The organism is Rhodococcoides trifolii (assembly GCF_014635345.1).
In the GTDB taxonomy this organism is placed as follows: Bacteria; Actinomycetota; Actinomycetes; order Mycobacteriales; family Mycobacteriaceae; genus Rhodococcoides; species Rhodococcoides trifolii.
Window position 1 is genome coordinate 389046 of the sequence record NZ_BMCU01000001.1, and the last position, 13365, is coordinate 402410.

Here is a 13365-nt window from a genome sequence, read left to right on the forward strand (position 1 = left end):
GATCTATCGGTATGAGGGTGCCCCTGAGTCGGAAACGGGAAGAGCTAGCGCAGAATCGCCCGCGACATCACGACGCGCTGAATCTGGTTGGTGCCCTCGTAGATCTGCGTGATCTTGGCGTCGCGCATCATGCGCTCGACCGGGAAGTCGCGGGTGTAGCCGGCGCCGCCGAAGAGCTGAACGGCATCGGTGGTCACCTGCATCGCGACGTCGGAGGCAAAGCACTTCGATGCTGCGGAGATGAAACCGAGGTTCTTCTCGCCACGCTCGGCCCGGGCCGCTGCGGTGTAGACCATCAGGCGTGCCGCTTCGATCTTCATCGCCATGTCCGCGAGCATGAACTCGACGCCCTGGAACGAGCTGATGGACTTCCCGAACTGCTTGCGGTCCTTGGTGTACGCGATGGACGCGTCGAGCGCGCCCTGCGCGATGCCCACGGCCTGCGCACCGATGGTGGGACGGGTGTGGTCGAGAGTGGCGAGCGCGGTCTTGAAGCCGGTGCCGGGCTCACCGACGATGCGGTCTCCGGGGACGCGGCAGTTCTCGAAGTACAGCTCACGGGTGGGGCTTCCCTTGATGCCGAGCTTGCGCTCCTTGGGTCCCACCGAGAAGCCCTCGTCGTCCTTGTGAACCATGAACGCCGAGATGCCGTTGGCGCCCTTGTCCGCGTCGGTGACGGCCATGACCGTGTACCAGGTGGACTCACCCGCGTTGGTGATCCAGGCCTTGGCGCCGTTGAGAATCCAGTCGTCCCCGTCGGCCTTGGCGCGCGTGCGCATCGCCGCAGCGTCACTGCCCGCTTCACGCTCGGAGAGGCCGTAGGACGCCATGGCACCGTCGGCGATCGACGGGAGGACCTGCTTCTTGAGCTCGTCGCTTCCGCTGAGAATGAGGCCCATCGTGCCGAGCTTGTTGACGGCCGGGATCAACGAGGACGAGCCGCACACGCGTGCTACTTCCTCGATCACGATGCACGCGGCAACGGAATCGGCGCCCTGGCCACCGAACTCGTCGGGGACGTGGATGGCGTTGAAGCCCGACGCGGTGAGTGCCTTCAGTGCTTCCTCGGGGAAGCGTTCGTTCTCGTCCACCTCGGCGGCGTACGGTGCGATTTCCTTGTCCGAGAGGGAGCGGATGGCCGAGCGCAGCTCGTCGTGCTCCTCGCCCAGCTGGAAGAGATCGAAGTCGGAATTGCCGGCCATATGGGTTGCCTCCTGGGCGTGGCACGCAGTGTCAGTGTGAGTCTGATGATAGACCCACGTAAACCCAGAAGCTAGTCCGGTTTGGCACTCAGTGCCGAGAGTCACCTTCCAGGTGCTCGGCCAGTGCCTCGGTCACAGACCGAGTGGATGTTCCGCGCGGAAAAACAGCCACCACGACGCCGTCGTCTCGGGGCTCGAATCGCCCGTGGACGCCCGCGAGAACGTGGCGAACCGCGTCCACGCTCATGACCTTGTCGTCCCTGATCGTGCGCCGCAGAAGGTAGTTGTGCGTCGCGGTCACCGCAGCGGCGTACTGGACCAATTCGAGGTCGTCGACGTTCGGCAGCGCGCCACGCAGGTAGTCCATGAACACACCTTCGTACCGGAAGATCATCACGATCTCCCGATCTCGCAGCGTCGGAACGTCTTTCACGATCGTGTAGCGGCGATGTGCCGTGTCGAGCGTCGCGGCGAAGCGCTCGAACACGCGCGCGGCTGCCTCGGCCACGGCTGCACGCGGATCGGTGTGGGCCTCGGACAGGTATTCGGTGACCTGCGCGAGCATGATGTCGTGGTCCACGAACACAACGTCTTCCTTGGCGCGGAACTGCCGGAAGAAGGTTCGGCGGGAAATGCCTGCGGCGTCTGCGATTTCGTCGACCGTCGTCGCCTCGTACCCCTTCGACTCGAACAGGTCGAGGGCACCGAGCATCACCGTCATCCGGAAATCGTCCGGGTCCTGTCCGTCGGCGGCCACGTCGCCACGGTATCCGAACCGCGACGAGGGCCCGTATCCGGCGCGTACGGTGCGAGTGAAGAAGCGCTCGCCCAGTGGAAGGAAGTTGGCAGTGGCACTCGTCGCAGGGGTGGATTCGTCCACCCAGTCCTGCAAAGTCGTTGTTCGAGATGCCGATTCCGGTGAGCTGGTGCGCAGCGGACGGGCGGCCCATCCGGACGGAACCGAGGTCGACCCGCGGCGCTGGCTCGACGCCCTCCACGCTGCGATCGACGCCGCAGGCGGGATCGACGATGTCGACGCCGTCGCGGTCGGAGCGCAGCAGCACGGACTCGTCTGCCTCGACGAGTCCGGCGCCGTCGTGCGACCGGCGTTGCTGTGGAACGACACCCGGTCCGCACCATCTGCGGACGATCTCGTCTCCGAGCTCGGCGGAGCGCAGCAATGGGTCGACGCGGTAGGCGTCGTCCCGGTCGCCTCGATCACGGCGGCGAAGTTGCGGTGGGTCGCCGACAACGAGCCGGAACATGCGAATCGGACTGCGGCAGTATGCCTTCCACATGACTGGCTCAGCTGGCACCTCGGCGGCGCGTCGTCCCTGTCGTCCCTCGCAACGGACCGCGGCGATGCGAGCGGGACCGGCTACTTCTCCGCCCGCGACGACGAGTATCGCGTCGATCTGCTCGAATTGGCGTTTCGGGGGCGGCGACCGGAACTCCCCCGCGTCGCACGCCCGTCCGAGGGGATCGGCACCACCTCCGCCGGCGCAACCATCGGACCGGGCACCGGAGACAACGCGGCCGCCGCACTTGCCCTCGGTGCGCGAGAGGGCGACCTGGTCGTGTCCGTCGGGACATCGGGTGTGGTGTCGGCGGTCGCGACGGTGGCCCCGAGGGATGCGTCGGGACTCGTGGCCGGATTCGCCGACGCCACCGGTCGTCACCTCCCACTCGTGTGCACTCTGAACGCCGCACGCGTGCTCGACGCCACCGCGCGCATGCTGGGGGTCGATCACGACGAGCTGTCTCGATTGGCGCTGTCCACCACGAGTGAGGGTCTGGTGATGGTGCCGTACTTCGAAGGCGAGCGCACTCCCAACCGTCCGGACGCCACGGGGGCGATCCACGGTCTGCGCCTGACGAATTCGACACCGGCCCACCTGGCGCGCGCCGCGGTCGAGGGGTTGCTGTGCAGCTTGGCCGACGGTATCGACCACCTGGTGGAGCAGGGAGCGACGGTGCGACGCGTCGTGCTGATCGGCGGCGGCGCCAAGTCGGAAGCGTTGCGCCTACTCGCCCCTGCGGTGTTCGGTGTGCCGGTCGACGTGCCGCCGTCGGGGGAATACGTGGCCGACGGTGCCGCTCGGCAGGCGGCGTGGGTGCTGTCCGGGAAGGATCAGCCGCCGAACTGGGAATTCTCGGACGTCCCGCGGTTCGAGGCGGATCCGACGCCCGCGGTGCGGCAGCGCTACGCCGAGGTCCGCGACCTGACCGACGGGGTGTAGATCAGCAATACCTTTATTGGATGAATAGATCCGAATTCGGTGTTGGACAGCAATGAAAGACGTCCCTAACGTTGTGACACAGCGCATGTGGAGTCGTCAACACGTCGGCTCGTTCAGGTTGCGACGAACGATCAGAGGAGTCTCACGTGTCCACCGACACCATTGCCAACACGTCCACCGTCACGCGGCCCACGAGCGGTTTGAGTGCGCCCGACGCGGCCGTGAAAGCGCTCGCGTCCGGCGACGCCACTCTCGACCGCATTGCGGAGATCACGCTCTCGTCCGTCGTTCTGCCGCTGAAGAATCCGATCAGTGACGCGAAGGTGCTCACCGGCCGGCAGAAGCCGATGACGGAGGTGGTGTTCCTGTTCGTGGAGCTCCGCACCGAACAGGGACACGAGGGAATCGGGTTCAGTTACTCCAAGCGCGCGGGCGGACCGGCCCAGTTCGCGCACGCACAGGAGATTGCGCCCGTTCTGATCGGCGAGGACCCCAACGACATCGGCAAGATCTGGACGAAACTCGTGTGGGCCGGCGCATCCGTCGGCCGCAGTGGTGTTGCGACTCAGGCCATTGCCGCGATCGACATCGCGCTGTGGGATCTCAAGGCCAAGCGCGCGAACCTGCCACTGGCCAAGCTGATCGGGGCGTCACGCGATTCCGTTCAGACGTACAACACGTCCGGCGGGTTCTTGCACACCCCGATCGGCGAGGTCATCGAGAATGCCGCAGCGTCGTTGGCGAACGGCATCGGTGGAATCAAACTGAAGGTGGGACAACCGGATTGGCGCAAGGACATCGCCCGCGTCACCGCAGTGCGGGAGTTCCTGGGCGACGACGTGCCGCTGATGGTCGATGCGAACCAACAGTGGGACCGCCCGACGGCCCAGCGTATGGGGCGCATCTTCGAGCAGTTCAACCTGGTGTGGATCGAAGAACCTTTGGACGCATACGACGCCGAGGGGCATGCGCAGCTCGCGCGAAGCCTCGATACCTCCATCGCCACGGGTGAGATGCTGGCGAGCGTCGGGGAGCACCTACGTCTGATCGAGGCCGGTTCGGTCGACATCCTCCAACCGGATGCGCCCCGCATCGGCGGCATCACTCAGTTCCTCAAACTCGCCGGGTTGGCCGAGCATCACAACCTTCAGCTGGCTCCACACTTCGCGATGGAGATTCACCTGCACCTGGCTGCGGTCTACCCGTTGCAGACGTGGGTGGAGCACTTCGACTGGCTCGATCCGTTGTTCGACGAGCACCTCGAGACGCGAGACGGCCGCATGCACCTCTCCGGCCGACCGGGGTTGGGCTTCACACTCAGCGATCAGGCGCGGGCGTGGACGGTGGGAACGGTAACCGTGACCAAGTGAGCCCGGGTCATCGAACACCGTCGGCGCGCAGTTCCCGAGCCCATGCCTGTGCGTGTTCGGTGAGCACGAGGGCGATGCGGTCGAGTTCGCCGGGGTAGGAGGCGACTTCGGCGGGCATCGACACGCTGAGGGCGTCCGTGGCCGGGATGCGGTAGGGGACCACGGTCGCGATGCAGACCACGCCGACCGTTCCCTGCTCCTGTTCGAGAGCCCAGCCGCGCCGCCGTACGGCACCCAGTTCGGTGATCAGCTCGGCGCGGTCGACGATGGAGTTCTTCGTGTACCGCTCCAACGTGGCGGGTAGAAGCTGTTCGACCTCGTCGGTTGTCAGCTCGGCGAGGAGCGATTGCCCCAGAGCCGTGACGTGGCACGGCAGCTTGCGCCCGACGCGGTGCATGCGCCGCACCTCGAGCTTCGATCCGCGGCTCGCGAGGTAGATGACACTGTCCTCGTCGCGGCGGGCGAAATGGACCGTGTGGCGGACATCCGAGCGCAGCGCCTCGAGGACCGCAGCCGCCCGACCGACGACGGAATCCTTGTCGAGGTACGACGTGCCGGTCAGGAGAGCGTGGGTACCGATGCCGTACCGCGAACCGGACTCGTCCGCCTCGATCCAACGAAGTTCCTTCAGCGTGCGCAGGAGGGCGTGCAAGCTCGAACGCGGGTACTTGCACGCCACCTGCAGCTCGCCGAGACTCATGCGCGTCGGGGATGCGGCCAGGGTCTCGAGAATGTGGATGGTGCGCTCCGCCGACTTGACCGCCGGCTGGCTGTCCGAAGCGGGTCCGGACGCGACATCGTTCACCATGACGACAGTGTTCCTCATCGTGAACCCGCCGTTGTCACCGGCAGGTCAGTATTCCGACACGAGGTTTTCGGCCACGTAGGTGTGGTCGTACTCCTCGCCGAGACCGGGACGCGTCGGCATGTGGACGATCCCGTTCTCGTCTATCGGGTCGACGATGGACTTCAGGTGCGGCGGCACCCAGTCGTAGTCGGTGTGCGGGTGCAGCAGTCCGCGTTCGTACCAGGCGACGTTCGTGGCTCCGCCCACGAGGGCAAGGTTGGGTGCCCCGTTGCCGTGGATCTCGCAGTCCAGCCCGAAGCCGTCCGCCATGTGCACGGTCTTGAGCGCAGGGGTGATGCCGCCGCCGTTCATCGCGCCCACCCGCAGAATGTCGCAGGCGTCGTTGACGATCCACTCCGATCGAGAGCGGTGCCGTCCCGGCGTGGTCTCCGGGCCGATCACCGGGGTGTCGATCTGATCGGCGAGCCACTTGTACGAACGCAGTGAGAACTCGTCCATCGGCTCCTCGATCCAGTCGAACTTCAACCGATCCAGTTCACGACCGATGGTGAGCGCCTGCATCCGGGAGTACCAGTGGTAGCCGTCCAACATCAGCGAGAATCCCGGTCCGACGGCGTCTCGCACCGCAGCGCACGCCTCGATGTCGCGGTGGACATCCAGAGCACCGCGGTGCGACGGCATCCACGTGTGGAGTTTGATGCCTCGGTAGCCGCGATCCTTCAGTGTCACAGCGAAGTCGGCGTAGTCCTGCGGTGAGGACAGACCGCCCTCGATGTCGTCCCCGCACATGGTGCTCGCGTATGCCTTCACCTCCGAACGGGCGCCGCCCAACAGTTTCCACACCGGGGTGTCGAACTTGTTGCCGGCAAGATCCCACAACGCCTGATCGACGTAGCTGAGTGTGTGCTCCGGAAGTTCGACGGCCTTGGTGCGCTGGCGGACGGCGAACATGGTCTCGATCGCTTCGCGAGCCAGCGGATCGGTTCCGATCAGAACCGATCGGAACGACTGCTCCACCTGGTCCTGCCGCAGATAGTTGGGCTTGCCGACGGCGTAGCCGCTGACCCCGTCGGAATCGGTGATGCGGAGCAGTGCCTGCAGCGTCTGGACGGACGGGCCGGGGTGGCGGTGCCCGTAGGCGTCGACGGAGGTTCGTGCTTCGGTCTTGAACACCTGTACGGCGACTTGTTCGATCACACTCGACATGAAGATGCTCCCCTAATTGCCCTGACGGGCATCGTATTTGGCCTTGCTCCGATTGAGCTTCTCCGCGAAGTCGTCGGCGAAATCCTGCGCGCTGATCTGCCCGATGAGCACCTTCTGCCACTGTCCGAGCATCTGCACCTGGACGATCTTGCCGAAGTCGGGCAGGTAGTCCGGGGGCGTGACCAGGACGGTGTCGGGGTCGTCGAGCGCGGCTTGCGCAGCCTGCACCGACGGCATCTCGGCGAACGACGGCGCCGAACGAGCGATGGTGTTGACCGGGATCTGCCCGACGTTCTCGTTCCAGTACGCCTGCGAGTCCGGTGAGGTCATGAATTCGAGGAACTTCCACGCTGCGGCCTGGTGCTGACTGCTCTTGAAGACCGTGTACGAGGGGAAGGGGTCGGTCATGACCGTGCGAACACCGTTGTCCGCCAACGGAAGGGCCACCGCTCCGACCTTGTCGCCGAGCGACTTCTTGTGGTTGCTCAAGGACCCGAGATTGTGTTGCATCATGGCCACCGACCCGCCGCCGAAGCTGGCCACCATCTGCGGGAAACCGTTGTTCACGTCCGCGGTGGGGGTGTCGACGTCGTACAGCGCGGCGAATCGCTCGATCGCTTCGACCATCTCGGGCCGGTTGACCGTGGACTCGCTGCCGTCGAAGAAGTTGTCGATTCCGGTGGTGGCGAACATGTGCTGGAGCAGTGGGTAGATGGACCCGGCGCCGCCGCGGATGGTGAAACCGTAACGTCCGTCCGACTTGTCGGTGAGTTCGTCGGCCGCGTCGTAGAACTCGTCCCACGTGTCCGGAGGCTCGATGCCGGCTTCGTCGAACCAGTCGGCTCGATACCAGAGCGTCGCGTTGTTCGACGTGAACGGCAGCCCGTACAGATTCTCACCGCCGCCGGACTCCATTGCCGACTCGATGATCTTCGGGTCGTACTCGTCCTTTTGCGGGGACGCGGCCATGAAGTCGTCGAGCGGGATGACGGCGTTCTGGGCGACGAGAGGCGCCAGGTACGCGGTGGAGACGATGCCCAGATCGGGAGCGGATCCGCCCGCCAGGGCAGTCTGGTATTTCTGCTGCGCACTGTCCGACGGGAGTCCGACGTACTCGATGTCGATGCCAGGATTGGCGGATTCGAAGCGGCGGATCAGTTCCTCGTACAGCGGAGTTCGATCGGGACCGGCGTTGTTGTCCCAGAACGTGAGGGTGCCGCTGTTCGGGTCGCCGAGTGCGCCGTCGGGCAGGCTGGTCTCCGAGCCGCACCCGGCGAGCACGAGCGTGGCGACGGCGCCGACCAGGAAGGTCCGACGAGTGAGCGTGTGATTCTTCATGATCAGCCCTTCACCGCTCCGGCGCTGAGGCCCTGAACGAGGTACTTCTGGATGACGGCGAAGACTGCGACGACGGGCACTGCGGCGATGAGGCCACCGGCCGCCAGAACGCCGAAGTCGACGTTGTAGGAGCCGATGGTGTAGCTCAAACCGACTGGAAGAGTGAACTTGTCCTGGCTGCTGATGAACATCAGGCCGAACAGGAAATTGTTCCAGCTGCCGATGAAAGCGAACGAGCCGACCGCGATGAGTCCGGGCCGCAACAGCGGAAGCATGATGATTCGGAACGCCTGCAGGCGTGAGCAACCGTCGACCATCGCGGCCTCTTCGAGTTCCACGGGTATCTGCGAGATGAAGCCGGCCATCAGCATCGCGGCGAGGGGGAGCTGGAAGACGGTGTCGGCGACGATGAGCCCGAAAAGGTTGTTCACCAACCCCATCTCGCGAAAGACCTGGAACAGCGGGATCAGCAGCATCGCGCCGGGGACGAACTGACTGCACAGCAGCGCCATGACCAAGGGGATCTTGGCGCGAAACTTGAAGCGGGCCAATGCGTATCCCGTAGCCAGCGCCACGAAGGTGGTGAGCACGAGAGACAGTCCGGCGACGATGAGGCTGTTCTTGAAGAAGAAGCTGAACCCCAGTGTGTTCCAGACGGTGTCGAAATGGTCGAACGTGATGGGCCAGGGCAGCATCGAGTTCGAGCCCGCGGGCCGGAAGGCGAAGACGATCATCCAGTAGAACGGAACGAGGGTGAACAGGAGGTAGATGGCCAGTGGAAGACCGACACTGAACAGTCGTGGCTTCTTCTTGTACACGCGTAGATCATCGTGGGAATCGTGGGCCGGTGTGTGGACAACCGGTCGGTCGGCGGTAGTGGTCATGAAAGATCAGGCCTTGTCACTGTTGAACTTGCTCAGGCGCAAGTAGAGGATCGAGCAGAAGAGCAGGATCACGAACGCAACGGTGGTCAGAGCCGACCCGTATCCGAAGTCCTGTGCGGTGGTGGCGAGTTGAGAGACGTAGAGCGGCAGTGTGGTCGTGACGTCCGCCGGCCCGCCTGCGGTCAGGGTGTAGAGAAGGTCGACGTTGTTGAACTCCCAGACGCCGCGAAGAAGCGTCGAGAGAATGATGACTGCCTTGAGGTGAGGCAAGGTGACGAAGCGGAATCGCTGCCACCGATTCGCTCCGTCGACGTTGGCCGCCTCGTAGAGATCCTTGGGTGCGCTCTGGAGCTCGGCGAGGATGAGAATCGCGAAGAACGGTACGCCGCGCCACAATTCGGCAACGCCGGTCGCCCAGAATGCCGTGTCCGGATCCGCGATGGGTGCTGCCGTGCCGTCGCCGATGCCCATGTTTCCGAGCAGCTTGAACAGGCCGGTCGACGGGTTGTAGATGAGAAGCCAGATGCCGGTGGTCAGAACGCCCGACACGGCCCAGGGAGAGAAGACCAGGGCTCGGGCCAGTCCGCGACCGCGGAACACCTCGTTGACCAGCAGAGCCAGTCCGAGTCCGAGGATCAGCTGGAAGACGACCTGGAAGGCGACCCATTTGGCGGTCACCACGAGGCTGTTCCAGAAGAGGTCGTCGGCGAACATCAGCTTGAAGTTCTCCAGCCCGGCAAAACCGTTGTCCCACGGCGTCGTCGGGTTGTAGAACTGCAGGCTGTAGTAGAAGACGCTGCCCACCGGGTAGAAGATGAACACCACGAGCAGGATGACGACCGGTGCGATCAGAATGTAGGGGGCCGAGATTCGGCGGCGGCGCCGTACTGTCGGCGCGGGGGAGGCGCTGTGCGCGGGCGTCCCTCCCGAGCGAGGGGGAATGGTGGTGACCATGGTTGACGCTCCGAAGTATTCGGGGCCGGCGTGCGGCCGGCGGGTCTGGGTCCGAGGATCTGCTGGGTTCTAGGCGTTCACATATATGAACTGACTTCCAATATGTGAATTGCTGGACTCACTATGACGGCAGTCACAAGGCATGTCAAGGGTGATCGGTCATACGTGCGCTGAGCCAACGGGCAGCCGCGTCCTGCATGTCGGCCGTGAAGCGGTGACCGCAGTCGAACCACTGCGTGGTCAGCGAGTTCGACCCCTGGTACGTGCGTTGAAGCGACACCTCGGCGCCGCGCATCCCCTGCGCACCGAAATGGGTGTCGCCTCGGGCGAATTGGACCAACAGGGGCGACGGCGCGGCGGACGCGGCGACATCTGGCCAGTCGCACACAGCCGGAAGGCCCGGCGAGATCATCGACCAGGTGGTGTCGTCGGCGTGACCGTCGGCGATGTCGGCGAACGTACTCATCGACGCCGTGATCACCCCGGCCGCCAGGTCCGCCGCTGCCAGCAGATGGGCCACGCGAGCTCCGCCGCCGGAAAATCCCGTCGCAGCCACGCGGGACGCGTCGACTCCCGGGTCGGCGCGGAGAACCGACAGGGCGACAACATCTTCGAACAGAATCTGTGCCGCCAACGATCGACCGGTGAGGACGCCGATCTTCGCCAGACCGTGCTCGTGCTCGCGGGCCGCTGCCTCGTATCGAGCACTGTCGTCGGTGAACAGCGCCCCCGCGCGGCGTGCACGTTCCGGGAATTCGTCCCACTCGACGCGCCGACTTCCCCACGGGAACACGTCGTGCACGAGGACGACGAAACCGGCCCCGACCAGGCCGGACGCGACGGATCGATCGTCGTACCCGTGTCGGCGCAGAGCGGCCACTCCCGGCGCTGTGCCGTCGGGACCGTCGGCGACCTTCTCCTTTCCGTAGCGCTTCACGCCGTCGTGGCCGTGCATGAGCAACACTGCGGGCAGTGCGGTGTGGGCGGTGCCGGCGGGGCGCAGCAGCCAGGCGTGCGTACTCGCCCAGCGCAGTTCGGTGCCGTCGACACCATCGCGGGTCCAGGTTCGCCCGCGGGTGACCGTCGGGACTCTCGTCGGCAGGTCCGGGGGCATGCCGAGTGCGCGCAGGATGTCTCGGCGGAGCGTCGATCGTGGACAGTTGGCAACATCATGTGTTCCCATGTGTGAACTCCGTCCTGGTTGGTGAACATTTGAGAGGTCGCCCATGTCCCAGAAACCCGTCGATCGCATCGTCGCGCACGCGTATCCGTGGGACGTGCTCGGTGACCCGCACTTCGTCGACCGCGTACGTGAGATCGGTGTCCACGAGATCGCCCTGGCCGCGAGCTATCACTCGACCCGCGCGGCGACCCCGTTGCATCCACAGCACAAAGTGGTCGACGCACACCACGCAGCGCTGTACAGGCCGCTCCGGCCCGAGGCCTGGGACGGGCAGGCGGTTGTCGCTCGCACCGCTGCCTGGGGTGGGTCTTCGGACGCATTCGCCGACGCGGCGCGCGTGCTCGTCGACGCGGGGATTGCCGTACACGCCTGGATCGTGTTGTCGCACAGCACGATACTCGGTCATGCCCACCCGGGCGCCACCGTCGTCAACTGTTACGGCGACCGATACCCGTACGCGCTGGCACCGGGTCATCCCGACATTCTCGCGTATGCCCGAACGCTCACATCCGAGGCAATCGCCGGTGTCGAGTTGGCCGGAGTGTCGATCGAGGCCTGCGGGCAGCTCGGCTTCGCGCACGTGGGGCCGCACGAGAAGACGGACGGTGCCTTTCCCGGAATCGGGGACACTCTGATGTCGATCAGCTGCACCCCAAGGGAACTCGCCGCGTGGGGTGATGACGGCGTGGACGCGCAGAAGGTAGTCGCCAAGCTCCGCGACGGGGTCGATGCGCTGTCCGGTGGAACGCTGTCCCCCGGCGCGTCGATCCTCGACGTCCTGAGCTCCGACGAAGCCGACGCAGTGCTCGCGGTGCGGCACGCCGACGCCGACGAACTGCGACGCGGGGTTCTCGCCGCGGTCCGCGAGCAGTCGCCTGACCTCCGCGTCACCCTCCACGGGCACCCCGATCCGTGGAAGACGGGGCCGTCCCCGGCGTTGACGTCGACAGCGCCCGCGGACGTCGACGCGGTCCTCGTCTCGGCATGGCCGGGAACCGCCGAGACCGTGTCGGTGGTAGAGCGGACCCGTGCTCTCGTGGGGGATGGCGTGGCCGTCGGCGCTTACGTGTCCGTGCTGCCGCCGAAGAAGCTCGACGAGATAGGTGCGCACGTCGCCGCTACGGTCGCGGCCGGCGCGAACGAACTGCACCTCTACCACCTCGGGCTCGTCAACCGGCCGCAGCTCGATGCGCTGGGAACGGTGATTGCGGAATACTCCTAGCTCAGCGCATCCTCTGACCGAGCGGGTGGTCGCAGAACGCACCGCCCACGCGTTGAAGGATCGGGTCGGAGAACGTCCATTCGTGATCGGCGAGGAACTCCTCGGCGAACTGTTCCGAATCGTCGCGCGGGTGGTACCCGATGGCCTCGCCCTGCGCACCCGACCACCAGGCGCGGGAGTTCTTCGAGATCCCCCATACGGTGTAAAAACCCTTGGCGCTGTCGGACAGTGAGGCCTCGATCAGCCGCGCGGTGTCGGCAGGTGACATCCAACTGGCCAGACCGCGGTAGTTCGGCGGCTTCTCGAAGCTCGACCCGATGCGCAGATTGACGACGTCGATACCGAACCGGTCGTGATAGAGCCTCCCCAGGGCCTCGACTGCAGCCTTGGACCAGCCGTAGAACCCGTCGGGTCGGGGCGACACGTCACCGGCGAGTGGCTCGCCACCGGCCTCCTCGTGCGTCCAGAACCCGACGGCGTGATTGCTCGACGCGGCGACCACGCGGGTGACCCCGTGCGTGACGGCAGCGTCGAAGATCGCCTGGGTGCCGTCGACATTGATCGAGAGGATGTTCGCCCAGGAGTCCTCGGTGCTGAGGCCGCCCAGATGAAGGATCGCGTCGACACCGTCGACCGCGGCGGCGACCGCTGCGCGGTCGGTGACCGATCCCTGGACGAACTGCTCGGTGGCGTCGTCGAGGTCGGTGATCCGGGCGACGTCGAACAACCGCAGTGTGCGATCTGGCTGACGAAGCAAGGGCCGCAGCATCTTTCCCATGTTGCCGGCGGCGCCGGTGATGAGCAGTCGTGACATTTTCACTCGATTCTCGTTGTCGACAATGTCTTGTGCTGCGCATCACGTTAGTACATACTTCGAACCGAAGTCACTTATCTGACAGGTGTTCACGAATGTGAACAAAATTGAACTTCCACTCGGATCGTCCGGCACGTTCCTGCC

12 protein-coding genes are annotated in these 13365 nt (G+C 65.3%); 3 read left to right on the forward strand and 9 right to left on the reverse strand.

Annotation, left to right across the window (positions count from 1 at the left end; translation table 11 throughout):
- Window positions 1–44 precede the first annotated feature (44 nt).
- The gene (locus IEW02_RS01845) at window positions 45–1202 is read right to left on the reverse strand and encodes an acyl-CoA dehydrogenase (protein WP_188543004.1); all 1158 of its coding nucleotides are present in this window, start codon (window positions 1200–1202) and stop codon (window positions 45–47) included.
- 88 nt (window positions 1203–1290) lie between these two features.
- On the reverse strand, window positions 1291–2082 hold the full coding sequence (locus IEW02_RS01850) for a TetR family transcriptional regulator (RefSeq protein ID WP_229745727.1): 792 nt from the start codon (window positions 2080–2082) through the stop codon (window positions 1291–1293).
- Here IEW02_RS01850 and IEW02_RS01855 point away from each other — a divergent pair.
- Window positions 2051–3442, forward strand: a complete 1392-nt coding sequence (locus IEW02_RS01855) for a xylulokinase (RefSeq protein ID WP_188543005.1) — start codon at window positions 2051–2053, stop codon at window positions 3440–3442. The two genes, IEW02_RS01850 and IEW02_RS01855, sit on opposite strands and share 32 nt — an antisense overlap.
- Window positions 3443–3663: 221 nt before the next feature.
- Window positions 3664–4812 carry an L-talarate/galactarate dehydratase gene (locus IEW02_RS01860; protein WP_268236706.1) on the forward strand — a complete coding sequence of 383 codons (1149 nt, stop codon included), beginning with the start codon at window positions 3664–3666 and terminating at the stop codon, window positions 4810–4812.
- Between the two features lie 7 nt (window positions 4813–4819).
- Here the strand turns inward: IEW02_RS01860 and IEW02_RS01865 are convergent, their stop codons facing one another.
- The 6 genes from IEW02_RS01865 to IEW02_RS01890 form a co-directional block, all read right to left on the reverse strand.
- Window positions 4820–5620: an IclR family transcriptional regulator gene (locus IEW02_RS01865; protein WP_188543006.1), complete on the reverse strand. Its 801-nt coding sequence runs from the start codon at window positions 5618–5620 to the stop codon at window positions 4820–4822.
- 45 nt (window positions 5621–5665) lie between these two features.
- A complete protein-coding gene (locus tag IEW02_RS01870; RefSeq protein ID WP_188543007.1) occupies window positions 5666–6826 on the reverse strand; it encodes an enolase C-terminal domain-like protein in 1161 nt (386 codons plus the stop codon).
- A gap of 12 nt (window positions 6827–6838) precedes the next feature.
- Window positions 6839–8164, reverse strand: a complete 1326-nt coding sequence (locus IEW02_RS01875; protein ID WP_188543008.1) for an ABC transporter substrate-binding protein — start codon at window positions 8162–8164, stop codon at window positions 6839–6841.
- A gap of 2 nt (window positions 8165–8166) precedes the next feature.
- Complete coding sequence (locus IEW02_RS01880) at window positions 8167–9048, reverse strand: carbohydrate ABC transporter permease (RefSeq protein WP_188543009.1); 882 nt, start codon at window positions 9046–9048, stop codon at window positions 8167–8169.
- Window positions 9049–9054: 6 nt separating this feature from the next.
- Window positions 9055–10002, reverse strand: a complete 948-nt coding sequence (locus IEW02_RS01885; RefSeq protein ID WP_188543010.1) for a carbohydrate ABC transporter permease — start codon at window positions 10000–10002, stop codon at window positions 9055–9057.
- Window positions 10003–10147: 145 nt separating this feature from the next.
- Window positions 10148–11185 (reverse strand): dienelactone hydrolase family protein, encoded by a 1038-nt coding sequence (locus IEW02_RS01890; protein ID WP_188543011.1) that lies wholly within the window; start codon window positions 11183–11185, stop codon window positions 10148–10150.
- A gap of 43 nt (window positions 11186–11228) precedes the next feature.
- Here IEW02_RS01890 and IEW02_RS01895 point away from each other — a divergent pair, with 43 nt between their 5' ends.
- Window positions 11229–12407, forward strand: coding sequence for a hypothetical protein (locus IEW02_RS01895; protein WP_188543012.1), 1179 nt, complete (start codon window positions 11229–11231; stop codon window positions 12405–12407).
- A gap of 1 nt (window position 12408) precedes the next feature.
- Here IEW02_RS01895 and IEW02_RS01900 read toward each other — a convergent pair whose 3' ends face one another.
- Window positions 12409–13221, reverse strand: coding sequence for an NAD-dependent epimerase/dehydratase family protein (locus tag IEW02_RS01900; protein ID WP_188543940.1), 813 nt, complete (start codon window positions 13219–13221; stop codon window positions 12409–12411).
- Window positions 13222–13365: the final 144 nt, after the last annotated feature.